Here is a 24939-nt window from a genome sequence, read left to right as displayed (position 1 = left end):
CGGCCCGCCCGGGATGTGCGAGGGCGTCGGAGCCGGTGGTAACCTGGCATGTCAGCTCTGTGACCGGTGGTACGGCCACCCCGGCGCTGATCTCGCCACGGCGACTGTAGGCACGCACGGTCGTTCGGGGAGCCGGAAATCGCGCGTGCCCGCAGAGGTTCAAGGAGAAAAGTGTCGCTCGACACCGCCGCAAAGAAGCAGATCATCGGTGACTACGCCAAGGGTGAGACCGACACCGGTTCCCCCGAGGTGCAGATCGCGCTGCTGAGCAAGCGCATCAGCGAGCTCACCGAGCACCTGAAGGTGCACAAGCACGACCACCACAGCCGCCGTGGCCTGCTGCTGCTCGTCGGCCGCCGCCGCCGGCTGCTGAAGTACCTGCAGAGCAAGGACATCCAGCGCTACCGTTCGCTCATCGAGCGTCTCGGCCTGCGCCGATAGCCTGACGGGGGGGCGGCGTCCACGCCGCTCCCCCCTCTCATCGGGTCCGTTCGTCGGCGCGTCGCGCAGGAAAGACACCGGCCCGGTGAGCAAACTGAACAGCCGAGAAAGTGCCCCGCGTCCGCAAGCAAGCGCGCCCCACGGCGTCGGAGGGCCGGTCCTCGGTAGTGGCCCCCGGTCATCATGGCGCGAAGCCATACGGAACCGGGCGCTTCGATCGAAGACCGGCGCTGCACCTACGGGGAGCCGGCAACACGACGAACCAGGCGCGACACGTGCGTCTGGCCGGACGCGGGCGACCGATCCCAAGGAGGTCCCCCGTGGAGGGTGTCCACAGCAGTGAAGCCGTCATCGACAACGGCTCATTCGGCACGCGTACCATCCGGTTCGAGACCGGGCGGCTCGCGCGCCAGGCGGCGGGTTCCGCCGTCGTCTATCTCGACGACGACACGATGGTCCTGTCCGCGACCACCGCGTCCAAGAATCCCCGCGAGAACCTCGACTTCTTCCCGCTCACGGTGGACGTCGAGGAGCGGATGTACGCCGCGGGCCGCATCCCGGGCTCGTTCTTCCGGCGTGAGGGCCGTCCCTCCGAGGACGCCATCCTCACCTGCCGCCTGATCGACCGCCCGCTGCGCCCCTCGTTCGTCAAGGGCCTGCGCAACGAGATCCAGGTGGTCGCCACCGTCATGGCGCTCCACCCCGAGCACCTGTACGACGTCGTGGCGATCAACGCCGCGTCGCTGTCCACCCAGCTCGCGGGCCTGCCGTTCTCCGGCCCGATCGGCGGCGTGCGCGTCGCCCTGATCGAGGGCCAGTGGGTCGCCTTCCCGACCAACACCGAGCTGGGCAGCGCCACCTTCGACATGGTGGTGGCGGGCCGCGTCCTGGACGACGGCGACGTCGCGATCATGATGGTCGAGGCCGAGTCCACCCGCGACACGCTCAAGCTCGTCGCCGAGGGCGCGGTCGCCCCCACCGAGGAGACCGTGGCCCAGGGCCTGGAGGCCGCCAAGCCGTTCATCAAGGTGCTCTGCGAGGCGCAGGCCAAGGTCGCCAAGGTCGCCGCCAAGGAGACCGCCGAGTACCCGCTCTTCCTCGACTACCAGGACGACGCCCTGGAGGCCGTGAACGGCGCGGTCAGGAGCGAGCTCGCCGCCGCGCTGACCATCGCCGGCAAGCAGGAGCGCGAGACCGAGATCGACCGGGTCAGGACGCTGCTGCTGGAGAAGGTCGGCCCCGACTTCGAGGGCCGCGAGAAGGAGCTCGCCGCGGCGTTCCGGTCGCTGACCAAGAAGCTCATGCGCGAGCGGGTCATCTCCGAGGGCGTCCGCATCGACGGCCGCGGCGTCAAGGACATCCGGCAGCTCAGCGCCGAGGTCCACGTCGTTCCCCGGGTGCACGGCTCGGCCCTGTTCGAGCGCGGCGAGACCCAGATCCTGGGCATCACCACGCTCAACATGCTCCGGATGGAGCAGATGATCGACACGCTCAACCCCGAGCGCACCAAGCGCTACATGCACAACTACAACTTCCCGCCGTACTCCACCGGCGAGACCGGCCGGGTGGGCTCGCCCAAGCGGCGCGAGATCGGCCACGGCGCGCTCGCCGAGCGGGCGCTGCTGCCGGTGCTGCCGCAGCGCGAGGAGTTCCCGTACGCGATCCGCCAGGTCTCCGAGGCGCTGAGCTCCAACGGCTCGACCTCCATGGGCTCGGTCTGCGCCTCGACGATGTCGCTGCTGGACGCGGGCGTCCCGCTCAAGGGCATCGTCGCGGGCATCGCGATGGGCCTGATCAACGAGGGCGACCAGTACGTCACGCTGACCGACATCCTCGGTGCCGAGGACGCCATGGGCGACATGGACTTCAAGGTCGCCGGCACCAAGGACGTCATCACCGCGCTCCAGCTCGACACCAAGCTGGACGGCATCCCCGCCTCGGTGCTCTCGGCCGCGCTGCGGCAGGCCAAGGGCGCCCGGCTGGCGATCATCGACGTGATGCAGGAGGCCATCGACTCCCCGGCGGAGATGAACGCGACGGCCCCGCGCATCATCACGATCAAGATCCCGGTGGACAAGATCGGAGAGGTCATCGGCCCGAAGGGCAAGATGATCAACCAGATCCAGGACGACACCGGCGCCGAGATCACCCTGGAGGACGACGGCACCATCTACATCGGTGCCACCGACGGCCCGTCCGCCGAGGCGGCCAGGTCGGCGATCAACGCCATCGCCAACCCGCACATGCCGGAGGTCGGCGAGCGCTACCTGGGCACGGTCGTCAAGATCGCCGCCTTCGGTGCCTTCATCTCCCTCATGCCGGGCAAGGACGGCCTCCTGCACGTCTCCCAGATCCGCAAGCTGCACGGCGGCAAGCGCATCGAGAACGTCGAGGACGTCATGAACGTCGGCGAGAAGGTCCAGGTGGAGATCGCCGAGATCGACGCGCGCGGCAAGCTCTCCCTGGTGCCCGTCGAGGTCATCGAGAAGGAGTCGGCGACCGGTGCCGACACCGACGACGACTCCGGCGACGACGACTCCCCGGCGGCGGCACCCGCGGCCGAGGCGTCCGGCGAGAGCCGCCCGCCCCGCGAGGAGCGGTCGCGTGACGACCGGCCCCGCGAGGAGCGGCCGCGCCGCACCCGTACCCGCAGCAGCGGTGGCGGTGGCGGCGGCAACCGCGGCGGTGGCGGCGGAGGGGAAGACCGCAACTCGTGATCACCACCACTCTGCACCCCGGCAGGGACGGCGCCGGGGTCGTGAAGCGCACCGTCCTCCCCGGTGGGCTCCGGGTGGTGACCGAGTCCATGCCGACCGTGCGTTCCGTCGCGGTCGGCATGTGGGTCGGCATCGGATCGAGAGACGAGTCCCCCCAGCACATGGGGTCCTCCCACTTCCTCGAGCACCTGCTGTTCAAGGGCACGCCCACCAGGGACGCGCTGGAGATCTCCGCGGCCATCGAGGGGATCGGCGGTGAGATCAACGCCTTCACCGCCAAGGAGTACACCTGCTACTACGCGCGGGTCCTCGACGAGGACCTGCGGGTGGCGATCGACGTGCTCGCCGACGTGGTGACCTCCTCGATCATCACCCCCGAGGACGTCGAGGCCGAGCGTGGCGTGATCCTGGAGGAGATCGCCATGCACGACGACGACCCCTCCGACGTGGTGCACGAGCAGTTCTCCGCCGAGCTGTACGGCGACACGCCCGTCGGCCGGCCCATCCTGGGCACCGTGGAGTCCATCACCGCGGTCACCCGGGACCGGATCGCCGAGTACTACCGGCGCTACTACCTGCCCACCCACACGGTGGTGTCGGTGGCCGGGAACGTCGACCACGAGCGGGTCGTCGCCCTGGTCGCGGCGGCCTACGAGCGGGCAGGGGCCCTGGGCGGGGAGGCCTCGCCGGTGCCGCCGAGGCTGACCGGGCCCGGGGTGGAGAGCCGGTCGGGCACGCGGGTGGTGCACCGGCCGACCGAGCAGGCCAACCTGGTCCTCGGTACGACCGCGCTGACCCGCACCGACGAGCGCCGGTTCGCGCTCGGCGTGCTCAACGCGGCCCTGGGCGGCGGCATGTCCTCGCGCCTGTTCCAGGAGATCAGGGAGAAGAGGGGCCTGGCCTACTCGACCTACTCCTACACCTCCTCCCTGGCCGACACCGGCCAGTTCGGCATCTACGTCGGCTGCCTGCCGTCCAAGATCGACGACGTGCTGAAGATCTGCCGCGAGGAGGTGCAGCGGGTGGTCGCCGACGGCATCACCGAGGAGGAGATCGTCCGCGGCAAGGGCCAGATGCGCGGCGGCCTGGTGCTCGGCCTGGAGGACACCGGTTCCCGGATGTCCAGGATCGGCAAGGGGGAGCTGGTCTTCGACGAGCTCCTGTCGGTCGACGACCTGCTCGCCAGGATCGACGCGGTGACCCCGGAGCAGCTCACCGAGGTCGCCCAGGACGTGCTCACCCGCCCGATGACCCTCGCGGTCATCGGCCCGTACGACGAGGACAAGGACTTCGGCGCGGTCCTGACCGGCTGAGGTTCCCTCGCGAGGCGGCCCCGGCGCTCCCGCGCCGGGGCCGTCCGCCGTCCGGGGCCTGCCGGGTGCCGTCGCGCTCGTCCGCGCCGCGGGCCGTCCCCGTCCGGGGCCCTTCGGTATATTGGCCCGGTGATCAGGGTCGGAGTTCTCGGCGCCCGCGGGCGCGTCGGTGTCGAAGTGTGCAAGGCCGTCGAGGCGGCGGGCGATCTGGAGCTGGTCGCGGCCGTCGACCAGGGCGACCCGATCGAGCGCCTGGAGGGCGCCGAGGTGGTGGTCGACTTCACCCACCCCGACGTCGTCATGGACAACCTCGAATGGTGCATCTCGCACGGCGTCCACCCGGTGGTCGGCACCACCGGCTTCGACGCCGGCCGGCTGGCGACCGTGCGGGGCTGGCTGGACGCCCGCCCCGGGGTCAACGCGCTGATCGCCCCGAACTTCGGTATCGCGGCCGTGCTCATGATGCACTTCGCCCAGCAGGCCGCCCGCTACTTCGAGTCCGCGGAGATCGTCGAGCTGCACCACCCGAACAAGGCCGACGCGCCCTCCGGCACCGCCCGCCGCACGGCCGAACTGGTCGCCGAGGCCCGGCGCAAGGCCGGTTCGGCGCCGATGCCCGACGCGACCAGCACCGAGCTGGACGGGGCCCGCGGCGCCGACGTGGACGGGGTCCGCGTGCACGCGGTGCGGCTGGCCGGGCTCATCGCCCACCAGGAGGTGATCCTGGGCGGCGACGGCGAGATCCTCACCATCCGCCACGACACCATGAACCGTTCGTCGTTCACCCCGGGCGTGCTCCTGGGCGTGCGCCGGGTCCGCGAGCTCCCCGGCCTCACCGTCGGCCTGGAGCACCTCCTCGACCTGTAGGCGTCCGCGCCGGTCCCTGCCCTCCGGGGTGGGGACCCGCACGCTCAGGGGACGGTGTGGGTCTTGGCGACGGCGATCCTGGAGTCGCCGAGGAACAGCTCCTGTGGTAGCGGGACGTACCCGGGAAGCCCGGCCATGTCCCCGGGGAGCGAGCTGACGTCCGTGACCCGCAGCCGGATCGGCCCCTCCTCGGCGGCGAAGGTCAGGGACGCCTCGACGCCCTGCGGTCCGGGCGCGTGGAAGACGAAGCCCGCCCCCAGGTCCTTCGAGGTGCCCTCCGGCACGGTACGGCCCGCCACGGTCAGCGAGCGCGGCGTCGCCGTGTCACCGGCCACGCGCAACCCGATCAGGCCGGCCCCGCGCTCGGAGCGGATCAGCACGCGCACGGTCCGGACCCCCGCCCCGGTCGTGTCCTCGATCACCTTCAGCGAAGGGGCCGGCAGCGGGGCGGCCTTCGCGGGGGCGATGAGCTCGGGTGTCTCCCACACCTCGGGGAACGGCCGCGCGCCCGAGGCCACGCCACCGTACCGGCGGGCCCACCGGTCGGGTGAGGTGGAGGTCACCCAGACGGCCTTGCCGGTGTCGGCGTCCAGCCCGTACCCCAGGGCGGTCTTCCTCGGGTGGTCCTTGTCGACCTTCTCGAGCTGCAGGCCCATGCCCACCAGGGCGACCGAGACGACCAGCGCCGCCAGCGGGACCAGCGGGGCACGCCGGCGCGGCCAGATCATCTCGACCAGCGGCAGGACGAGACCGCCGAACAGGATCGCCTGCGGCATGACGGCGTAGCCCGCGTACGACAGTCCCATCGGCAGGGCGGCCCACGCGCCCGGCGCCAGGATGAGCGCGGCCGGGAGCAGACCGGCGGTCAGGGCCACGACGCGCCACCGCGGGGGAAGGTACAGGGCGGTCAGCGCGCCCAGCGCGGCCCCCAGGACGGGCCAGGTCATCACGTGCGACGATCCCGGCGACAGCACGCCCAGGGCGGCGCCCAGCAGGGCGGGCCAGACCAGCATGCCCAGCGCGAGCGCGGAGGGGCCGAGCCGGCGGCGGAGCGGCACGTACCAGGCCAGCAGGACCGTGGCCGCGATCGCGAACACGGCGACCCAGAACGCCTCGGGACGGTACGGCGTCGTGGTCGTGGTCCCGCCGAGCTCCGGCCGGACCGTCACGAGCGCGTCCCAGAACCCGATGCCCGCGCCCACGCCGAGCGCGAGCGGCACCAGGGCCGACACGGACGCCAGGAGCGTCCTGCGCAGCGTGGTCACGCCCCGGCGGCGGGCCAGCAGGACCAGCGCCGTCGTCGCCACGAGGGCGAGGCCGCCCACCACGGACGCCGCCCAGGCCGGGTAGCGGACCAGGACGTCGGGGGGGACGTTGAAGTAGACCAGCTCCTGCCCGGTCTCCAGCCGCGTCAGGTCGGCCTGGCCGAACGCCCGCACGAGCGCCAGCGTGTTGTCCCCCATCTGCTGCAGCGTCGGCAGGTCGACGTGGGCCGGGTCGTCGAGGACGCTGTGGTAGTAGGTGCCCTCGTTGGCGTAGGCGGAGTCGAACACCGACATCCCGGCCGGTTTGAAGGCGGTGAAGTCGGTGTCGTTCGGCAGGATCTCCATGAGCTCGGCGAAGGCCGAGTCGGCCACCGGGTGGGGGGCCACCGATCCGAAGATCGAGATGAGGCCGGAGTTGGGCCTGGTGGTCCGGAACATCAGGACGGGGCCCTTCGCCCCGCGCGCCTCGTTGTTGATCACCACGCTCCGGCCCTTGGCGAGCGGGTGCCCGGCGACGAACGCCTCCGCGCCCAGGAGCCCGACCTCCTCGGCGTCGGTGATGAGGAGCACGACGTCGTTGCGCGGCCGGGTCCCGCCGGCGATCAGCGCGCGGGCCGCCTCCAGCGCGCTCGCCGTACCGGATCCGTCGTCGTTGGCGCCCGGTCCCTGCGGGACCGAGTCGTAGTGCGCCGTCACGAAGACCCGCCCGGTGGGGGCGGTGCCGGGGACGACCGCCACGATGTTGAAGACGCGGCCGGCGATGACGGACGGCGTCTCCAGCGTCCGCGGTGCCAGGCCCGTGGCCTCGTGCACCTGGGGTTGCAGGCCCATCCGCCGTAGCTCGCCGACGAGGTAGTCGCGCACCCGCGCGTGCTCGGGGGTGCCGACCGGGTGCGGCCTGGTCGCGAAGCGCTCGATGTGGGAGAAGGCCCGCTGGGCGCTGAAGGTCCGCGCCGGGGCGTCGGGCGGGCTCACCGACGAGGGGTTGAGGTCCACGACCGTCCAGGCGGAGACCAGGAGCAGCACTCCCAGGGCCACGAGCCCGGTGACCAGGGACCGACGGCCCGCTAAGGCGGGGACGTCCTCTTCCGCGGGCGGGGTTCTCTTTCCGATCGTCGTCATCGCCGTTGCTCCCGTGCTCTCACATCCCGCACCTCATTGCCGGCGGCGCCGGAGAGGACTACAAGGAGGGGCCTCACATGAATTGCCGCAAAAGATTTTCATATGCCTGTGAATCACGATCTGAGGTGATCTTCGTCCGCGGGAAAGGGACCTTCACCGGAGGAACCGGACGGAAGGAGGGAAAGGCCTCGGCCAGGTCGTCGGACCGGGGCCGCGGAGGGGGCGGCGTGGCGTTCGGGGGTACGCGGTGCTTCCGGGTCCCTTCATCATGCCCGTCCCGGAGGGTCCCGGCGAGACCTGCGCCGCGCCGTGCGTCCCCGGACGACCCGTGCGGATCCCGATGAGCCCCGCGCCGCGCCGCGTGCCCGGAAACCCGTGGGATCCGGCCGGTACGCGGGGTTATCCTTCGGCTCATGACAGGCACTCGACCCTCGACGTCCGAGGTCCGCTGGGCGCGGCGGGAGGAGCTGGCCGGGCTGGTCGCGGTGGAGCTCGCGGCCGACGGCCTCTTCGCCCGGGTCGGGATCACCTTCCCGCCCGGGAGCACGATGATCGAGGGGGTCGGCGACCCCTCCCGGGTGCTCGTCGCGGGTGAGCCCCCGATCGGGTTCGCCCTGTTCGGGACGGTCGACGGCCAGGTCCACCTGGACCAGCTGGCCGTCCACCCCGACCACGGGCGCAGGGGAGCCGGGGGACGCCTGGTGGAGGCCCTGTGCGCCCACGCCGCGGCGACCGGCCACACCGCGGTGACGCTGACGACCTACCGCGACGTGCCCTGGAACGCCCCCTGGTACGCCCGGCGCGGCTTCTCGGTGCTGGACGCCGGGCACTGGGGGCCGGAGCTGTCGGAGCTGGTACGCCACGAGCGGGAGCTGGGCATCGAGGTCGCCCCCCGCGTGGTGATGCGCCGCACGGTGTGAGACGGCCGCCTCCCGCGCCGGGCCGTCAGGCGCGCGGCCGGGGAGCTCCCCGGCCTCTCAGAGGGCCAGTCCGACGGTCAGCAGCAGGCCGTACACGAGCTGGAAGCGGCCGGTCTGCTGGAGCGTCGTGATGAGCGCCGGTCCGACCGCGCCCGCGCGGACGGCCCGCACCGGGGCGAGGGCGAGCGGCGCGGCGAGCAGGGCCAGCGCGGCGAACGGCCGCCACGGCACCAGGGCGACCGCGATCACCAGGGGCAGCACCAGGCAGAGGGTGTACAGGACGCGGGTGCGCCGGTCGCCGAGGACCACGGCCATGGTGCGCTTGCCCACCGGGCCGTCGGTCACCAGGTCGCGCAGGTTGTTGACCACCAGCATCGCGCAGGCCAGCAGGCCCGCCGGGACGGCCGCGGCCACCGCGAGCCAGGGCAGGCGTTCGAGCTGCACGTAGGTGGTGCCCGCCACGGCCACCAGCCCGAAGAACACGAACACCGAGATCTCGCCGAGCGCGCGGTACCCGTACGGGCGCGAGCCGCCGGTGTAGAACCAGGCGGCGGCGATCGAGGCGGCGCCGACCAGCAGCAGCCACCACGCGCCGGTCGCCACGACCAGCGCCAGTCCGGCCACCGCGGCGGCCAGGAAGCAGAGCAGCGCCGCGACCAGGACCTGCCGGGGAGACGCCGCGCCCGAGCCGACCAGCCGCATCGGGCCGACCCGTTCGGCGTCGGTGCCGCGTACCCCGTCGCTGTGGTCGTTGGCGTAGTTGACGCCCACCTGCAGGGCCAGCGCCACGAACAGGGCCACCAGTGCCCGCCACCACACCCCGCCGTCGTACCCGACGGCGACCCCGGTGCCGACGGCGACCGGGACGACGGCGGCGGGAAGGGTGCGCGGGCGTGCTCCGGCGATCCACTGGCTCGGGGTGGCCATGGGGGTACGGCGTTCCTCTCCGGTTCTAGCTGATGTCGGTCGCCAGGCGGATCATCCGCACCGTACGGCCCATGTCGATGACCCGCTCCGCACCGTCGGCGCCCCACCCGGCGGACTCCAGGAAGCCCAGGACCGCGTGGTTGTCGGCGAAGACCCAGGTCACGATGGTGTGGTAGCCGTCGTCACGCAGGTAGTCGACCGTGGCGTTGAGCAACCGGCTGCCGTGCCCGCGCCGGACGTGGTCGGGGTCGATCAGGAAGGTGAGCATCTCACCGGCGACGGTCGGGTCGAGGTCGGGATCCTCGGCGGGGGCGTGCGAGGCCAGGCCCGCGACCTTCTCGGCGCCCCGCATCGCCGCCATGGCCTCGATGCCGCCGGGGCCGAGGGCGGGAAAGGCGTCGGTGTCCAGGACGACCTGTTCCACGGCCACCAGCACGCGGTGCCGGGAGCTGGGCGGGGAGGTGATCGCGTCCTCCCACTGCTGCCGCCACATGTTCTCGGCCGCCGGGCTCGTCATCTGCTCCAGCGGTCCTTCGGGAAGGAACTCCCGGTAGCCGTACTTCCAGGCGCGGATCTGGGTGCCCGTCACCGCGGCGACATCCTCGTGCCGAGCCGCCCGCACGCCTACGTCTGCCATCTCGGCCCGCTCCTTATCTGCCGTCTGCCGTCGCCTCGGAACGCGCTGTCTCGCAGATCTCGTGCCACGCGAGCGGGCATCAGGCGGGTGGATCCGTGAGGCAGGCTCTTACACCGTATCGGGGAATCCGACTCAGAGATGACGTGAACCCGGCTCCGTCTGCTGACGAGCCCGATATGCCCGTGTCTTCGTGCGGTTGCCGCAGACCTTCATGGAACACCATGACCGGGAACGGTTCTTGGAGGAGTCGACGAACGCCCACTGGCAGGTGCTCTCGGTGCAGACCTTCAGGCGCGGCCACATGCCGGCGGCGTGGGTGTCCATCACGGCGGCGACGATCCGGGCGAGTCCCCCGGGCACGCCGGTGTCGACCGGTTCGAGCACCGGCCCGGCCGGGCCGAGCACGACCTGGAGCGGGAGCCCGGCGAACGCCCGGGAGAGCCCGGGGGGCGGGCCGTTCCCCTCGTCGTGACCGGTTCCGGCACGGGTCTCTCCCGCGCCGGTGCCGGTGGCGGTGCCGGTGGCGGTGTTGATGGCGGTGCCCGCGTCGGTGCCGGTGGCGGTGGCGGGGGGACGGTCCCGGGCCGAGGGGCGGTCGTGGTTGTGGCGGAGCGCCTCGCGCAGGCTCTCGCGGAGCTCGACGGCCCGCGCCAGATCCGTTCCGCCGGCCGCGTCCCCGGGCCCGATCAGGCCGCGCCGGCCGAGCCAGGCGGTGAGGGCGTCCGGGGAGGGGATCGACTCGGTGCCCGTCTCGACGTCGTACGTGTTCACGAAGTCGATCACCAGGCCGGAGGGATTGTCCATGTCGCTCACCTCTTCACAACCACTGTACGCCATTAGGGGGTTGTGCTCGCGGCGACACCGTCATAACGTGATAGCTGGTTTCGTGATGGGAGTTCCGCGTGTGGTACCTGGCCTATGTCGCCTTCAGGGAGAGCCGCAGGCAGGAGTCGTACCGGAGGAGAAAAAATGATCATGAGGACGTGGAGGGGCTGGACGCGCGCCGAGGACGCCGCCGCCTATGAGAAGTACCTGCTGGCCACCGGTTACGTGGGGTACACCTCGACCGCGGGCAACCGCGGGGTGTGCTTCACCCGCCGCGACGTGGGGGACAGGAGCGAGTTCCTGCTGACCTCGCTCTGGGAGTCCTGGGAGGCGATCCGCGCCTTCGCCGGTGAGGACCCGTCGCGCGCCGTCTTCTACGACGAGGACGACCGCTTCCTGGTGGAGCGCGAGCTCGTCGTCACCCACCACGAGGTCTTCGCCGCATCCTGAGCCGTTTCCCTGTGAGCCTTCGGTCCCATTGCTGGGGCGTTCCTCATGGGGATTCCTCGCAGGCCGTTCCATCGGGGGTTCCTTCGTGGGTTCCTTCGGGGCGTTCCTTGGGGGCGTTTCGGAAGGCGCGTCCCCGGGGATCCCGATGCCTTCGGGGGCGGGCATCGGGATCCCCGGGCCGTCCGGGTGTCATCCGCGGCCCGTGGATGTCGCGTTCGCGGTTCGTCCCTGGTGCGTCGGTGTCGCGTTCGCGGCCCGTCCGCGGCCTGTTCGGTCCTTCTGCGGCCCGTCCGCGGCTCGTTCGAGGTCCGTCGTGAGCGGTCAGGATCCGTTCAGGGCGGTCGCCAGCCTGCGGACGCCCTCGACCAGCTCGGCCGTGTGCACCGGAGCGGAATGGGTGATCCTGATGCGCGGCCCGGGGGGCTCGGCCGGGTAGTGGACGCGTCCGGGGCCCACCAGGACGCCCGCCCTCCTGGCCGTCTCCACCAGAGCGTCCTCGTCCCGGTCGGCGGGGAGCCGCAACCACAGGTGCAGGCCGCCACGGGGGACCAGGTGGAGTTCGGCCTCGGGCATCCTGGCGGCCAGGGCCGCGACGACCGTGTTCCTGCGCAGCGTCAGCTCGGTCTCCAGGGTGGACAGGTGACGCCGCCAGGCGGGCGAGCTGACGAACTCCAGGGCCGTCTCCTGGAGGAGCCTGGCCACGAAGAACGACTCCACCAGCTGGTTCGCCCTCAACCGGTGGGCCGCGGGCCCGCGGGCCACGACCCCGGCGACCCGCATGCTGGGCGAGAGCGGCTTGGTCAGCGAGTTGACGTGCACCACCGTGCCGTGGGCGTCCAGCGCGACCATCGGCGGCGGCGCGGACGGTGAGGCGAAGTAGCGGGCGTAGTCGTCCTCGATCACGAACGCGCCGGCCGCGCGGGCGATCGCCAGCACCTGCTCACGCCGCTCCAGGGACAGCGTCGCGCCGGTGGGGTTGTGCAGGGTCGGCTGGCAGAAGAAGACCCGCGCGCCGGTCACCGCGAACGCCTCGGCGAGCAGGTCGGGCCGGACCCCGTCGCGGTCCATGGGGACGGCCGTCGCCCGCAGCCCGGCGGCCCGTGCCGCGGCCCGCGCGCCCGGGTAGGTGGGCGTCTCCACCAGGATCGGGGTGTTCGGGGCGGCCAGGGCGCGGAAGGCGTGGGTGAGCGCGGCCTGTCCGCCGCTGACGACGAGGACGTCGGACGGGGTGACGTCGCCGCCCACCTCCTGGGCGAACCACCTGCGCAGCTCGGGCAGCCCGGCCTGCGGGGGCATCGCCCAGACGTCGGGGCGCCGGAGCGCTCGCGAGGCGGCGGCCGACAGGGCTCTGGACGGACGCAGGGCCGGGTTGAGATAGCCGCCGGTGAGCGGGACGACCCCTTCGGGGGGCGGGGTGAGCAGGGACGCGACCGCGCTGTCGTCCACCACCCGGTCGCCGAGGGCCACCGTCTGCCACGACATGTCGGCACCGTCGTCACCGCGCGCGACGGCAGGTGTGACGGCCGGCGCGACATAGGCCCCGCTGCCGGGCCGGGTGACCACCCGTCCCTCCGCGGCGAGCCTGCCGATCGCCCGTGACACGGTCACCGGGCTCACCCCGTGCAGCCGGACCAGCTCGCGGCTCGACGGCAGCCGGTCGCCGGGACGCAGGCGCCCGACCTCCTCGCGGAGCATGGCGGCCAGTCGGACGATACTGCTATCGTCATTCATGAGGGATAAGAGTAGCGCTATCGTTCCGGATCCAGTAGCGGTCGACAAGGACCCCGGTGTCGGTGCCGGTGCCGCCGGCGGTGGTGCGACGTCACCCGGCACGCCGGGCCGGGGCGGGGTGCGGCCGGGGACGGCCCGGCGCGGGACCGTGCTGGCCGGGCTCGGGGTGCTCTCGTTCTCGGGGTCGTTCCCGGCCACGGTCTTCGCGATGGAGGGCTTCGACCCCTACCTGGTGGCCATCGGCCGAGCCGTCATCGCCCTGGTCGCGGCGGTCGCGTTCCTGCTCGTGGCCCGGGTGCCGCTGCTGCCGCCCAGGTCGCAGCTCCGGTCCTACGTGGTCATCGCGGGCGGCGTGGTGTTCGGCTTCCCGATCTTCAGCGGGGTGGCGCTCGACGCCGGGGCCTCCACCTCGCACGCCGCCGTGGTGATCGGCCTGCTGCCCGCCGCCACCGCCGCGTGCGCCGTGCTGCGCGCCGGAGAGCGGCCCAGGGCGCTGTTCTGGGTCTCCTGCGGCCTGGGCGCCGCCGCGATCACGGTCTTCACCCTCAGCATGGGCGGGGGGCACGTCAGCTGGGCCGACGTCCTGCTCGTCGGCGCGCTGCTCTCGGCCGCGGCCGGCTACACCGAGGGCGGGCGCCTGGCCCGGGAGACCCCCGGCTGGCAGGTGGTCTCCCGTGCTCTCGTCGTCGCCGCCCCGCTGACCGTGCCGATCACCGCGGTGCTGGCGCTGACCACCGAGATGCGGCCCGACGCCGCCTCGCTGACCGGGCTGGCGTACGCGGGCCTGATCTCGATGTTCCTCGGTTTCATCCCCTGGTACGCCGGGCTGGCCATGGGCGGGATCGCCCGCGCCGGGCAGACCCAGCTCGCCCAGCCGCTGCTGACCCTGCTGTGGGCCTGGCTCCTGCTCGACGAGCGGTTCGGCCTCGCCACGGTCGTGGCGGCCCTGGCCGTACTGGCGTGCGTCGCGCTGACCCAGCGGACGCGCACCTGAGCGCCGGGCCGTCGTCGAAAGGACGCCCCTGGGGTTTTCCTCAGGTACCTGCTGCGGAGCCCCGCGGCCGGACGGGCGGCCCGCCCCATGGGACGGCAGGCGTCCCGTCCATAGCGTCTTCCCATGATCCTTCATCGACGCGCGCCGCTCACGGCGGCCGTCCTGCTCACCCTGCTCTCCCTGCTGTCCGTGCTCCCGGTGTCCCCGGCCTTCGCCGACGGTGAGGGCCTGCCACGGCACACGGTCACGTCCGAAGAGGAGCCGCGGCGCACGGCCGTCACCGAGGAGGACCCGCTGCGGCGCATGGTCGCCACGAAGGCGGCGACGGCCGCGCTGCTGCGGGTGGACGACGGCACCCGTACCCGGACGAGCGCCGCCGGGGTCCGCGACCTGAGGACGAGGCGCCCCGCCACCGCCAACGGCCACTTCCGCATCGGCAGCGTCACCAAGACCTTCGTCGCGACCGTGATCCTGCAACTGGCCGACGAGGGCCGACTGAGGCTCGACGACCCGGTACAGCGTCACCTGCCGGGCCTCGTGCCGAACGGCGACGCGATCACGATCCGGCACCTGCTCAACCACACCAGCGGCCTGTACGACTACATGAGCGAGGAGGGCCTCTCCACCAACCGGTGGCGGGGAGCGGACCGGTTCCGGTCGTACGGTCCCCGGCGGCTGCTCGCGGTCGCCCTCGCCAAGCCGCCGTACTTCACGACGCCCGGGAGCTCCTGGCGCTACTCCAACACCAATTACGTCGTCGCCGGGATGCTGATCGAGAAGGTGACCGGCCGGCCGTACGGGAAGGAGGTGGAGCGGCGCATCCTGCGTCCGCTGAAGCTGACCCGCACCTCCGTCCCCGGTGACGCGCCCGGCCTGCCGGTGCCGCACGCGCACGGCTACGAGGCGCTGCCCTCGGGCAAGGTGGTGGACGCCACCCGGATGAACCCGTCCCTGGACTGGGCGGCCGGAGAGATGATCTCGACGACGGGCGACCTCAACACGTTCCTCACCGCGCTCCTCGGCGGCAGGCTGACCAGCGCGGCGATGCTGGAGCAGATGCGCACCGCCGTCGACACCGGTGCCGGTTTCGCGTACGGCCTGGGCCTGCAGCGGTACACGCTGCCGTGCGGCAGGACGGTCTGGGGGCACAGCGGCGAGCTGATCGGTTACCTGACCTTCTCCTTCCGCGCCGACGACAGGCGCGCGATGACGCTCTCCGTCAACCCGCACGTCCGCCCGGTCTCGACGGAGGAGATCTTCTCCATCGCCTCCGGCGTGCACTGCCAGGGCGGCTGAGCGGGGTACGACGCGCGCTCCCCGGGCCTTTGGACGGTCCTCTCCTCGTTCTCGGAGCAGAGGAACGGACATTCCACGGCGAGTCGGCCGGGGGCCTCTGTTGCTCGACTCCCCGCCACCGGACAATAGGTTGGAACACTGACTCTCGCTCCCGCCGGCCGGTACGACCCGGTGGCGGGGCGGGAGCCCTCCGATGACGTAGGGAGACGGGTCGTGGGCGTGAGCCTCGCGGTGGGAGACAAGGTCGAGGACTTCGAGCTTCTCGACGAGACGGGCACGCCGAGACGGCTCAGCGAGTTCCTCGCCAAGGGACCGGTGGTGCTCTTCTTCTATCCGGCGGCGATGACCTCCGGATGCACGGCCGAGAGCTGTCACTTCCGTGACATGGCGGCCGACTTCGCGGAGGTGGGCGCCACCAGGATCGGCATCAGCCGCGACACGGTCGAGCGGCAGGCGAGGTTCGCCCGGACCAACGATCTGGGCTTTCCCCTGCTCTCCGACCCGGACGGCACGGTCGCCCGGCAGCTCGGAGCCCGCCGCACCATCGCGGTCGGCCCCTTCCTCACCCGCCGGATGACCTTCGTCATCGACGTGGACCACCGCATCCTGGAGGTCGTCCACAGCGAGACCTCCATGCAGTCCCACGCCGACCGGGCCCTGGAGGTCCTCCGCTCCCGCCCTCAACGGTGATCGGACGACGAGTCGCACGTGTTCGCCCTTCCCTCGGTCGGTCGGATCTCTGTCAGAGAGCCGATGGCTGGGTCAACAGATCGAGAACCGGGCAGTCCGGTCGGCAAGGAGCGGGGGGTCCGCTCCAGCCTCGTGCCATCAGGACACGGCACACCTGGACGGCGACCGTGCACGGACGATGAGTGACGTCGGCGTAGCCGTATCTCAGCGAGGCGCAGTCTCTTTCCGCGGCGGCGTCGTCCCTGCGCATGTCGCGAAAGGCGTCACGGTGGAGGTGCCCGACCCGGCCGTCGAGATGGACGACCGTCCGATATCGCTCGTAGGTAGGGCCTTCAGCGACGGAGGGAGATCTCGGCAGGACGGGGTTCGCATGCTCAAAGAATGGCGTTTCCTGCGGAAGAGCCCTTGAGCCGAATGTCGTTCTGTGGATAAACCCTCACCTGCTCGCCCTCGCGCGGACGCGCAAGCCGATAGCCATGATCTCCATCGACCGGAGCGGCACGGGAGACGTCCTCCGTCGTCCCCCGCTCGTCACGGTCATCCGCCGTAAAAGGTGAAGCGGCAGGGGGGACGGCGTCAGGGAGCCGGTGACGGGTGGCCGGGCCGAGAGCACCGATGTGCGGAGATCTCAGGCCTCGAGGCAGGGTGATTCCGGGATCTGCCGCCTGTGGGCCCTCTTCATTCGTTCTTCGGCGACTCGGGCCATCTCTCGGGTTGTGACACGTACGTACCGCGATGGCGGACGGTGAAGACCCACCCTTGCTCCCGCAGGAAGGCGACGGAATTGCGGATGGTCACCTTGGCCACGCCGTACTGCTGCATGAGCATCTTCTCGCTGGGAATGGCCCTGTTCGGCTGGAATTCTCCATCACGGATTTGTTTGGCGACTTCAAGGGCGATCTCTTGATAAAGCGGTGTTTTGCGAGGAGCGCGCGGAACGTCCGGTTCACCGACAAAGGTGCCCTCGCCCTGAACCGTGTAGACCAGCCCTTGTTCGCGTAGCTCGCGGGCCACCCGGCGGGCGGTGGTCCGGGCGATTCCATACTCGTCCCCGAGCTCGGTCTCGCTGGGCATCGCCTCACCGGGGACGATTTCACCGTTGTTGATTCGCTCTCGAATGACATCGGCGATCTGTTTGTAGACCGGTATTGGGCCATCGCGATCGAGCACGGCTAAATGCTAGACCAATAGGCACGTTCACCTACAAACTAGACACTCACCAGCACGAACATGTACGGGCTGGTAGACCGGAGGAGACGAGTTCACTTATGCTCACTCCGGTGAGCACGTAGGAGACGGGGGCGTCAGCGGTGATCGGAGTGCTGGTCGAACGGCATCACGGGCACCACGTTGCGCCGTTGCGGCACAGGCACCAGCTCGTCGACTGGCGGCCCGAGCGGCCCAGGGCCGGCCGGTTGCGGATCAAGGAGCACACCTGTGACTGCCGGCCCATCTTCTACGAGCTCTGTCAGGCGGGTGGGCTGATGTTCGTACGGCGAACGGAACGGACGAGAAGGGAAGTGGTCGTGCACGAGTCGCCCTGGACGATCGCCCGGCGAACACAGGATCTGTGGCTTCGGCTCCTGGAGGGCGCCGCCCACTGACGCCGGTGTGCCGGTAGGAGGGGAGCCCTCCAACCGGCACACCCGAGCTCCCGACCTTCCTGAGGGGCCATGACGATCCGGGAAGGTCGGGCGGCGGTTCCGCACAGTTCGGAGGGGATCGGTGCGGAACCGCCGAACGACGCCCGGCAGGCTTCCCTTCCCACACGCCTGCCGGGCTCTTTCTCCTGGAGAACGCGCCGTATCTCCCGAAGAGGTCACATCAGGAACAGGAGGGGAAGGGGCGAGGGTGCGGATGGGGCCTTGTGCCGGGCTTCGAAACCCTTCGATCACCGAACGAACAGGCCTCGGAACGGGGAAGGGCCCCCTTTCGCCCTGATTTTTCGTAATCAATCCCGAACGCCTCGTCCGAATTCTCGTTTCGGGGACAGGGAGTCTCATGATCTGTTGGGATCGTTCTCGTTGGATGGGAACGATCCCAACAGATCATGGAAAACCCTTGCTCGCAGCCCATGAATCGAGCCGTACGGGCTTCGTGCGCCCTGTACGACCCACTTCGGCCCTGGTTCGGCCCGGCCGTCCATGCGGAACGCCTCGCAGCCCACTCATCCGAAGAACCCCCGCGGGTGGAGCCCGTCCGCTCCCGATGCTCGGGTGTACGTCGTGATCGGGATGACGGGCGGCCGTCACGAGGTGAGCTTGAGGTGGAACTCCTCGACGGTCTCCCCGCGGGAGGGGGAGAACCCGCTGTCCTCGCCGTAGACGCTGAAACCGCACTTCTGCAGGACCCGCAGGGATCCCAGGTTGTCCTTCGTGACCCGGGCGAACAGCGGCCGTGCCGGCTGGCGGGTGAGGAAGTCCGTGACCGCCCTGGACGCGATGCCGCGTCCCCAGTGCTCCGGGGCGATCCAGTAGGTGATCTCGAGCTCGTCGGGCGGGCCGTACGTCAGGACGTGACCCACGACCTCACCGTCGAGCAGGATCGTCTCGTTGACGCTGTCGTCGTCGAGGATCCGCCTCCAGCGGGCGGTGAAGGCGTCCAGGTCCGAGGGGTCCTTCGCGGTGAACGCCGCCATCCGGTTGGCCTTCGGATCCAGCTGGTGCCGGTAGAACGCCTGGAGGTCGTCCTGGATCGTGTCGCGCAGTACGAGATCGCTCACGCCGTGCCCTTCTCACCGTGCGGCCGGCCTCGAACCGGGAGGGGCCGAGGCGGAGACCAACGTCCGGCACACGGTAGGGACGGGCACCGACAAGCGAGCGGCCGTCAGGGCTCGCGGAGCGCGCACGAGGCGGCGTCCGCACCGGGAAGTCGATCGTGATCTGGGACGATGGCCCGTCCCGCCGTCGAGTGATCCCTGTCTCACGCCCTGGGGGAGAGATCATCGCCCTGTCATAATCGGCCCATGGGAAAGAGTTATGAGCGGATAGACGGCAGGCTGCGTGCCTTCATCGAGGCGCAGCACATCTTCTTCACCGCGACGGCGCCACTGGACGGCGACGGCACCGTCAACCTTTCGCCCAAGGGCCTGAACGGCTCGTTCGCCGTGCTCGACGAGCTCACCGTGGCCTACCTCGACTTCGCCGGCAGCAACGCCGAGACGATCGCCCACCTGCGCGAGAACGGCCGCATCACCCTGATGTGGTGCGCCTTCGACGGCCCTCCCAACATCGTGCGCGTGCACGGCCGGGGAGAGCCGGTCTTCCGCGACGACGCGCGCTGGGCCGAGCTGATGAGCCACTTCCCGGACATCGACCCGACCCTGCACGGCCTGCGCGCGATCATCGTCGTGACCGCGGAGAAGATCCGCGACACCTGCGGGTACGCCGTCCCGTTCATGACGTACGACGAGGACCGCCCGCTGCACGCGTCGCGCTTCGCGCGTGAGACCGACGAGTCGCTCGACGAGTACTTCCAGAAGAAGGATCACGTCGCGACCAGCATCGACGGTCTTCCGGGGCTGCCCCTGCCGCTGCCGCCGCTTCCGCGCACCGCGTGACCCCCGGGCGGTGAGGCGGAGGACGGACGCGGCCTCCGCCTCACCCGCCGCGCGTACGACGTGATCCGGAGGCCGGGTCCTCCGGACAGGACGCGGGGGACGGGCCGCAGGGGACGCGGCGCCAGGTGGTGTCGGTGACGATCAGGTGGTCGAGGAAGCGCAGGCCGACGGTCTCGGCGGCGTCGCGGAGACGGTCGGTGACGGCCAGGTCGGCCGGGCTGGGGTCGAGGGAGCCGCTGGGGTGGTTGTGCGCCAGGCCGAAGGAGGAGCCTCCGGAGGTGAGGACGACGCTCATGATCTCCCGGACCGGGGCGGGGGCGTGGTCGCTGCCCCCCTCGCTGACGATCGCCGTACGGGTCACCGCGCCGCTCGGGTCGCAGACCACGGCCACCACGCGCTCGTGGCCGAGCCCGCGCAGCAGGGGGGCGACCACGGCGGCCAGGTCTCCGGAGCAGGTGACGCGGCGGCGTTCCGGCTCCGACTGTGCCTGCCGCACCAGGTGGAAGGCGGCGATGACCCGGGCGGCCTTCGCGGGGCCGATGCCCGGGACCCGCATCAGCCGGTGGGCGTCGGAGCGGGCCAGGCCGTGCAGGTCGCCGCAGTGGGCGATCAGGTGGGAGGCCAGCTCCACGGCGTTGGTGCCACGGCTGCCGGAGCCGATCAGCAGGGCGAGCAGCTCACGGTCGGCCAGCGCGGTGGCGCCACCGGCGAGGAGGCGCTCCCGGGGCTGGTCACCTGCGGGCATGTCCTTGACGCGCATCGGCACCTCCGGCTCGGAAAACCAGGTCGGTTCTACCAGGGCGCGCCGACATTCCGGCCGGGCCCGCCACGGGGTCTGCCGGGGGAACGAAGGGCTCTCGGAACGCGAGGTATCAGAAGGAGCGGAGGGCTCCCGGATCGTGCGAGGGCCTCGGGAGCGACCCCTGAGGGACAGGGCTCAGGGTGGGGGAAGGACCGGATCGTGCGAGGGCCGCGGGGACGACCCCTGGAGGCCGGGACTCAGGGGTGCAGGGGGTGGCTGTAGACCAGGCGGAAGCGGTCGCCCGGGATGACGATGTCGCTGGTCTCCACGGGGCGGTCCCCGGCCCAGTGGGTGCGCTCGACGTGCAGGACGTGGACCCCGGCCGGCAGGGCCAGGGCGTCGCTCTCGGCGGGCTGCGGGACGCGGGTGTAGACCTGCTCGACGATGTCGGTGATCTTGACGCCCTGGGCGGACAGGCGGGCGACCAGGCCGCGCGGGACCTCCTCGGCGGGCTCGGCGAACTCGGCGGGCTCGTAGGAGGTGGCGAGCTGGATCGGCCTGCCGTCACCGCGGAAGACGTAGCGGGTCCGGACGATAGGCGCGGACTCGTCCAGCCGCAGGCGGTGCGCGATGTCGGGGGTGGCCTCGGCCGGCTCGGTCCGCCAGTCCCAGGTGGCCCGGGTGCCCTGGGACTGGATGTCGGCGCCGAAGGGGGTGTGGTGGTCGTGGAAACGCCAGCGGTGCAGCGGGAGCAGCACCGGCCGTTCCCGGACGTAGTGTCCCGAACCGACGCGGCCGACGATCAGGCCCTCGGCGGCGAGCACCCGCAGCGCGTGCCGGGCGGCGGTCTCTCCCACGCCGTATCTGCGGGTCAGCTGGGCGCGGGAGGGGACGGGGGCACCGGGAGGAAGGGAGCCGTCGACGATCTGGCGCCGGATGTCGGCGACGACGCGCAGGTAGACAGGATCGGAGCTTGCCACGTGTCCATCCCTGGGTTCTGGGGTTGTCCCATCCTGTCGTATTCAAGGCGCAACGCAGGGTAATGGTAACGATTTGGAACCCCAACTTTGCGGGCCGGCTCCCAGAAGTGGCCAAAAATATCTCAGAGACCGTGTAACGCCCGCGTAAGAAGCGCCGATTCAACGGTAGAGGTCGTCGATGTGTGTACCCCCGAGCACATATCGGCGGCCTCTTCTCGTGTCCCGGGGGCATTCCGGGGCCGTTCCCGGGATCGTTGGGCCTACGAAAACCGTCAAAACACCTCTCCGCTATCATATGAGGCATGAAACTCCGGGCGCCACGCCCGCGTGCGCGGTGAGGGCGATCGGCCTCGTCCGGCCCCGTCCCCCGGGCGCCGTCGGGGAGGGATCCGTCCCTGCGGGCCGGATCCGCCCTGACGCGACCGGGGTCGTCACGGTGGCGGCGCATATCCGCGTGTACGGTGTGCAGCGGGCCGGTGGGCGGGATGTTCGCTCTTGTGCCCATCGGTGGACGGAGGTCAGGCGGGGTGGCGGGGTCCACCGTTTCGACGGATCCGGGTACCGTTCGGTCTATGGCAGCGCCAACTGGAACCTCCGACGCCCCCTTCGGCCGCATGCTGACCGCGATGGTCACGCCGTTCACCGACGACGGATCGGTCGACTACGACGCAGCACGGCGGCTGGCCGCCTACCTGGTGGACGAGCAGCGCAATGACGGTATCGTCGTGAGCGGCACGACGGGGGAGTCCCCGACGACCGGGGACGACGAGAAGGAGCGCCTCCTGCGCGCCGTCGTCGAGGCGGTCGGCGACCGCGCCACGGTCGTCGCCGGGGCCGGGACCAACGACACCCGGCACAGCGTCGAGCTGGCCCGCACCGCCGAGCGTGCCGGGGCCCACGGCCTGCTGCTGGTGACGCCGTACTACAGCAAGCCTCCCCAGGAGGGGATCTACCGCCACTTCGTGACGGTGGCGGACGCCACGGCCCTGCCGGTCATGCTCTACGACATCCCCGGGCGCAGCGGCGTGCCGATCATGAGCGGGACGCTCGCCCGGCTCGCCCGGCACGAGCGGATCGTCGCGGTGAAGGACGCCAAGGGCGACCTGTACGAGGGGTCGCAGGTCATCGCCTCCACCGGCCTGGCCTACTACTCCGGGGACGACGCGTTCAACCTGCCGTGGCTGTCGGTGGGGGCCGTGGGGTGCGTCAGCGTGATCGGCCACGTCGTGGGGGCGGAGATCGCCGCCATGATCGAGGCGTACCGTGCCGGGGACGTCGCGGGCGCGCTCGCGATCCACCGGCGGCTGCTCCCGGTGATCTCGGGGATCATGATGCAGGCCGGTGGCGCGATCATGGCGAAGGCGGCGCTGGGCATGGTGGGGCGGCCCGTGGGGCCGGTGAGGCCTCCCCTTGCGGAGGCGACCGGCGAGCAGCTGACGAGGCTGCGCGAAGACTTGATCGCGGGCGGTGTGAAGCCGTCCGACGAAGTTGTGACCTGAAATGCAGCAGAGCGGCCTTCATCGGCCGCATCCGGGAGGAACGAGAGTTTGCGAGAGAGAAGACACGTCGGTCCGCTGGGGGACGGGGTGCTCGGCGAGGGAGTAGTCCTGCTGCCCGCGGGGACCGTCGCCACCTGTGAGACCTCTGAGAGAGGTGTGGCCTGATGAGTCACCCCCATCCCGAGCTCGGGCCGCCGCCCGCGCTGCCCGAGGGCGCCCTGCGCATCGTCGCACTGGGCGGTCTCGGTGAGATCGGCCGCAACATGGCCGTATTCGAGTACGAGGGCCGGTTGCTGATCGTCGACTGCGGGGTGCTGTTCCCCGAGCCCGACCAGCCCGGCATCGACCTGATCCTGCCCGACTTCGAGTACATCCGGGGCCGCCTGGACGACATCGAGGCCGTGGTCCTGACCCACGCGCACGAGGACCACATCGGTGCCGTGCCGTACCTGCTGCGCGAGCGCCGCGACATCCCCGTCGTGGGCTCCAGGCTGACGCTGGCGCTGATCGAGGCCAAGCTCACCGAGCACCGGATCCAGCCGGTCAAGCGGGAGGTGGTGGAGGGCGAGCGGCACCGGTTCGGTCCGTTCGAGTGCGAGTTCCTCGCGGTCAACCACTCCATCCCGGACGCGCTGGCCGTCGCGATCAGGACGCCCGCGGGCATCGTCCTGCACACCGGTGACTTCCGGATGGACCAGCTGCCCAGCGACGGGCGCCTGACCGACCTGGGAGGGTTCGCCAGGCTCGGCGCCGAGGGCGTCGACCTGCTGATGTCCGACTCGACCAACGCCGAGGTGCCGGGATTCGTCACCAGCGAGCGGGAGATCGCGCCGGTCATCGACGAGGTCGTCCGCACCGCGGGCAAGCGGGTGATCGTGGCGAGCTTCGCCTCGCACATCCACCGTGTCCAGCAGGTCATCGACGCCGCCGAGAGGCACGGCCGCAAGGTCGCGCTGGTCGGCCGCTCGATGGTGCGCAACATGGGCGTCGCCCGCGACCTGGGCTACCTGAGGGTCTCGCCGGGCCTGATCGTCGACTCCAAGGAGATCGAGGGCTGGCCGCCGGAGGACGTGGTGCTGATCTGCACCGGGTCCCAGGGCGAGCCGATGGCGGCGCTGTCGAGGATGGCCAACCGCGACCACCCGATCCGGATCGCCGAGGGCGACACGGTCCTGCTGGCCTCCTCGCTGGTGCCGGGCAACGAGACCGCGGTCAACAACGTGATCAACGGGTTGTCGCGCTGGGGCGCCCGGGTGGTGCACAAGGGCAACGCCAAGGTGCACGTCTCCGGGCACGCCGCCGCGGGTGAGCTGCTGTACGTGCTCAACCTGACCCGGCCGTCCAACTTCATGCCGGTGCACGGCGAGTGGCGGCACCTGCGGGCGCACGCCAAGCTCGCCGCGCTGACCGGGGTGCCCGACGACCACATCGTGATCGCCGAGGACGGCGTCGTGGTGGACCTGGTCGACGGCCGCGCCAAGATCGTGGGCGCGGTCCCGGCAGGGTACGTCTACGTGGACGGCACCTCGGTGGGCGACGTCACCGACTTCGCGCTGAAGGACCGTCGCATCCTGGGCGAGGAGGGCTTCATCTCCGTCGTCATCGTGGTCGACACCGCCACCGGCAAGCTCACCGGGGGACCGGAGATCCACGCCAGGGGGTCGGGCATCGACCCGGCCATGTTCGACGACATCCTGCCGCAGGTCGAAAGGGCCCTGCAGGAGAACGCGGCCGACGGGGTGGTGGACATCCAGCAGGTCCGCAGGGTGGTCCGCAGGACCGTGGGGCGCTGGGTGAGCGACACCTACCGCCGCCGTCCGATGATCATCCCGGTCGTCATCGAGGTCTGACGCCTCCCTCCGTGGGGGGGGGGGGGGGGGGGGGGGAAGGGAGGGGGGGGGGGGGGGGGGGGGGGGGGAGGGGGGGAGGGGGGGGGGGGGGGGGGGAGGGGGCCGCCCCCCCTC

22 protein-coding genes are annotated in these 24939 nt (G+C 71.2%); 13 read left to right on the top strand and 9 right to left on the bottom strand.

Annotated elements, in window-relative coordinates:
• The first annotated feature begins 171 nt into the window (after window positions 1–171).
• The 4 genes from rpsO to dapB all read left to right on the top strand — a co-directional run bounded on the left by rpsO (window position 172) and on the right by dapB (window position 5338).
• Window positions 172–441 carry a 30S ribosomal protein S15 gene (rpsO, locus tag ACZ6RT_RS31960; RefSeq protein ID WP_344905268.1) on the top strand — a complete coding sequence of 90 codons (270 nt, stop codon included), beginning with the start codon at window positions 172–174 and terminating at the stop codon, window positions 439–441.
• 320 nt (window positions 442–761) lie between these two features.
• On the top strand, window positions 762–3158 hold the full coding sequence (locus ACZ6RT_RS31955) for a polyribonucleotide nucleotidyltransferase (protein ID WP_470157562.1): 2397 nt from the start codon (window positions 762–764) through the stop codon (window positions 3156–3158).
• Entirely contained in the window at window positions 3158–4471 is a 1314-nt protein-coding gene (locus ACZ6RT_RS31950; RefSeq protein ID WP_399196948.1) for a M16 family metallopeptidase, read from the top strand. Before ACZ6RT_RS31955 ends, ACZ6RT_RS31950 begins: the two co-directional genes overlap by 1 nt.
• A 129-nt stretch (window positions 4472–4600) precedes the next feature.
• On the top strand, window positions 4601–5338 hold the full coding sequence (gene dapB / locus ACZ6RT_RS31945; RefSeq protein ID WP_470157561.1) for a 4-hydroxy-tetrahydrodipicolinate reductase: 738 nt from the start codon (window positions 4601–4603) through the stop codon (window positions 5336–5338).
• Between the two features lie 44 nt (window positions 5339–5382).
• On the opposite strand, the gene ACZ6RT_RS31940 is transcribed toward dapB, so the two are convergent.
• The gene (locus ACZ6RT_RS31940; RefSeq protein ID WP_470157560.1) at window positions 5383–7725 is read right to left on the bottom strand and encodes a M20/M25/M40 family metallo-hydrolase; all 2343 of its coding nucleotides are present in this window, start codon (window positions 7723–7725) and stop codon (window positions 5383–5385) included.
• A 413-nt stretch (window positions 7726–8138) separates the two neighbouring features.
• Here ACZ6RT_RS31940 and ACZ6RT_RS31935 point away from each other — a divergent pair, with 413 nt between their 5' ends.
• Window positions 8139–8645, top strand: coding sequence for a GNAT family N-acetyltransferase (locus ACZ6RT_RS31935; RefSeq protein WP_470157559.1), 507 nt, complete (start codon window positions 8139–8141; stop codon window positions 8643–8645).
• Window positions 8646–8702: 57 nt separating this feature from the next.
• Here ACZ6RT_RS31935 and ACZ6RT_RS31930 read toward each other — a convergent pair whose 3' ends face one another.
• The 3 genes from ACZ6RT_RS31930 to ACZ6RT_RS31920 all read right to left on the bottom strand — a co-directional run bounded on the left by ACZ6RT_RS31930 (window position 8703) and on the right by ACZ6RT_RS31920 (window position 11013).
• Entirely contained in the window at window positions 8703–9572 is an 870-nt protein-coding gene (locus ACZ6RT_RS31930; RefSeq protein ID WP_399196918.1) for a 1,4-dihydroxy-2-naphthoate polyprenyltransferase, read from the bottom strand.
• Between the two features lie 25 nt (window positions 9573–9597).
• Window positions 9598–10209: a GNAT family N-acetyltransferase gene (locus ACZ6RT_RS31925; protein WP_399196917.1), complete on the bottom strand. Its 612-nt coding sequence runs from the start codon at window positions 10207–10209 to the stop codon at window positions 9598–9600.
• A gap of 132 nt (window positions 10210–10341) precedes the next feature.
• The gene (locus ACZ6RT_RS31920; RefSeq protein WP_470157558.1) at window positions 10342–11013 is read right to left on the bottom strand and encodes a CGNR zinc finger domain-containing protein; all 672 of its coding nucleotides are present in this window, start codon (window positions 11011–11013) and stop codon (window positions 10342–10344) included.
• Window positions 11014–11184: 171 nt separating this feature from the next.
• On the opposite strand from ACZ6RT_RS31920, the gene ACZ6RT_RS31915 reads away from it, so the two are divergent.
• Window positions 11185–11484, top strand: coding sequence for a hypothetical protein (locus ACZ6RT_RS31915; protein WP_470157557.1), 300 nt, complete (start codon window positions 11185–11187; stop codon window positions 11482–11484).
• A gap of 321 nt (window positions 11485–11805) precedes the next feature.
• Here the strand turns inward: ACZ6RT_RS31915 and ACZ6RT_RS31910 are convergent, their stop codons facing one another.
• Entirely contained in the window at window positions 11806–13215 is a 1410-nt protein-coding gene (locus tag ACZ6RT_RS31910) for a PLP-dependent aminotransferase family protein (RefSeq protein WP_399196913.1), read from the bottom strand.
• On the opposite strand from ACZ6RT_RS31910, the gene ACZ6RT_RS31905 reads away from it, so the two are divergent.
• The 3 genes from ACZ6RT_RS31905 to ACZ6RT_RS31895 all read left to right on the top strand — a co-directional run bounded on the left by ACZ6RT_RS31905 (window position 13214) and on the right by ACZ6RT_RS31895 (window position 16195).
• Window positions 13214–14209, top strand: coding sequence for a DMT family transporter (locus ACZ6RT_RS31905; protein WP_399196911.1), 996 nt, complete (start codon window positions 13214–13216; stop codon window positions 14207–14209). The genes ACZ6RT_RS31910 and ACZ6RT_RS31905 overlap by 2 nt on opposite strands.
• Window positions 14210–14332: 123 nt before the next feature.
• Complete coding sequence (locus ACZ6RT_RS31900; protein ID WP_470157556.1) at window positions 14333–15505, top strand: serine hydrolase domain-containing protein; 1173 nt, start codon at window positions 14333–14335, stop codon at window positions 15503–15505.
• A 213-nt stretch (window positions 15506–15718) separates the two neighbouring features.
• Window positions 15719–16195: a peroxiredoxin gene (locus tag ACZ6RT_RS31895; protein WP_399196908.1), complete on the top strand. Its 477-nt coding sequence runs from the start codon at window positions 15719–15721 to the stop codon at window positions 16193–16195.
• Between the two features lie 678 nt (window positions 16196–16873).
• On the opposite strand, the gene ACZ6RT_RS31890 is transcribed toward ACZ6RT_RS31895, so the two are convergent.
• Window positions 16874–17365, bottom strand: a complete 492-nt coding sequence (locus ACZ6RT_RS31890; RefSeq protein WP_399196907.1) for a GntR family transcriptional regulator — start codon at window positions 17363–17365, stop codon at window positions 16874–16876.
• Between the two features lie 188 nt (window positions 17366–17553).
• Here ACZ6RT_RS31890 and ACZ6RT_RS31885 point away from each other — a divergent pair, with 188 nt between their 5' ends.
• Window positions 17554–17799 (top strand): hypothetical protein, encoded by a 246-nt coding sequence (locus ACZ6RT_RS31885; protein ID WP_470157555.1) that lies wholly within the window; start codon window positions 17554–17556, stop codon window positions 17797–17799.
• Between the two features lie 644 nt (window positions 17800–18443).
• Here the strand turns inward: ACZ6RT_RS31885 and ACZ6RT_RS31880 are convergent.
• Window positions 18444–18917 (bottom strand): GNAT family N-acetyltransferase, encoded by a 474-nt coding sequence (locus ACZ6RT_RS31880; protein WP_470157554.1) that lies wholly within the window; start codon window positions 18915–18917, stop codon window positions 18444–18446.
• Window positions 18918–19160: 243 nt separating this feature from the next.
• Here ACZ6RT_RS31880 and ACZ6RT_RS31875 point away from each other — a divergent pair, with 243 nt between their 5' ends.
• Window positions 19161–19754, top strand: a complete 594-nt coding sequence (locus ACZ6RT_RS31875) for a pyridoxamine 5'-phosphate oxidase family protein (protein ID WP_399196905.1) — start codon at window positions 19161–19163, stop codon at window positions 19752–19754.
• 40 nt (window positions 19755–19794) lie between these two features.
• Here the strand turns inward: ACZ6RT_RS31875 and ACZ6RT_RS31870 are convergent, their stop codons facing one another.
• Together ACZ6RT_RS31870 and ACZ6RT_RS31865 are read right to left on the bottom strand one after the other, a co-directional pair.
• A complete protein-coding gene (locus ACZ6RT_RS31870; RefSeq protein WP_470157553.1) occupies window positions 19795–20514 on the bottom strand; it encodes a JAB domain-containing protein in 720 nt (239 codons plus the stop codon).
• Between the two features lie 239 nt (window positions 20515–20753).
• Window positions 20754–21476, bottom strand: a complete 723-nt coding sequence (locus ACZ6RT_RS31865) for a GntR family transcriptional regulator (RefSeq protein ID WP_470157552.1) — start codon at window positions 21474–21476, stop codon at window positions 20754–20756.
• A gap of 572 nt (window positions 21477–22048) precedes the next feature.
• Here ACZ6RT_RS31865 and dapA point away from each other — a divergent pair.
• Both dapA and ACZ6RT_RS31855 read left to right on the top strand, forming a co-directional pair.
• Entirely contained in the window at window positions 22049–22975 is a 927-nt protein-coding gene (gene dapA / locus ACZ6RT_RS31860; protein ID WP_399197342.1) for a 4-hydroxy-tetrahydrodipicolinate synthase, read from the top strand.
• Window positions 22976–23139: 164 nt separating this feature from the next.
• Complete coding sequence (locus ACZ6RT_RS31855) at window positions 23140–24825, top strand: ribonuclease J (protein ID WP_399197343.1); 1686 nt, start codon at window positions 23140–23142, stop codon at window positions 24823–24825.
• Window positions 24826–24939 lie beyond the last annotated feature (114 nt).

The organism is Streptosporangium sp. NPDC050148 (genome assembly GCF_055586505.1).
The sequence above is the reverse complement of the archived record's forward strand: the minus strand, read 5'-3'. Positions and strand labels throughout refer to the sequence as shown.

Coding starts and splice junctions, on each gene's coding strand:
- dapA (WP_399197342.1), top strand. CDS start 22,049: ATGGCAGCGCCAACTGGAACCTCCGACGCCCCCTTCGGCCGCATGCTG.
- ACZ6RT_RS31925 (WP_399196917.1), bottom strand. CDS start 10,209: ATGGCAGACGTAGGCGTGCGGGCGGCTCGGCACGAGGATGTCGCCGCG.
- ACZ6RT_RS31900 (WP_470157556.1), top strand. CDS start 14,333: ATGATCCTTCATCGACGCGCGCCGCTCACGGCGGCCGTCCTGCTCACC.
- ACZ6RT_RS31940 (WP_470157560.1), bottom strand. CDS start 7,725: ATGACGACGATCGGAAAGAGAACCCCGCCCGCGGAAGAGGACGTCCCC.
- ACZ6RT_RS31905 (WP_399196911.1), top strand. CDS start 13,214: ATGAGGGATAAGAGTAGCGCTATCGTTCCGGATCCAGTAGCGGTCGAC.
- ACZ6RT_RS31870 (WP_470157553.1), bottom strand. CDS start 20,514: ATGCGCGTCAAGGACATGCCCGCAGGTGACCAGCCCCGGGAGCGCCTC.
- ACZ6RT_RS31930 (WP_399196918.1), bottom strand. CDS start 9,572: ATGGCCACCCCGAGCCAGTGGATCGCCGGAGCACGCCCGCGCACCCTT.
- ACZ6RT_RS31910 (WP_399196913.1), bottom strand. CDS start 13,215: ATGAATGACGATAGCAGTATCGTCCGACTGGCCGCCATGCTCCGCGAG.
- ACZ6RT_RS31935 (WP_470157559.1), top strand. CDS start 8,139: ATGACAGGCACTCGACCCTCGACGTCCGAGGTCCGCTGGGCGCGGCGG.
- ACZ6RT_RS31875 (WP_399196905.1), top strand. CDS start 19,161: ATGGGAAAGAGTTATGAGCGGATAGACGGCAGGCTGCGTGCCTTCATC.
- ACZ6RT_RS31920 (WP_470157558.1), bottom strand. CDS start 11,013: ATGGACAATCCCTCCGGCCTGGTGATCGACTTCGTGAACACGTACGAC.
- ACZ6RT_RS31915 (WP_470157557.1), top strand. CDS start 11,185: ATGAGGACGTGGAGGGGCTGGACGCGCGCCGAGGACGCCGCCGCCTAT.
- ACZ6RT_RS31855 (WP_399197343.1), top strand. CDS start 23,140: ATGAGTCACCCCCATCCCGAGCTCGGGCCGCCGCCCGCGCTGCCCGAG.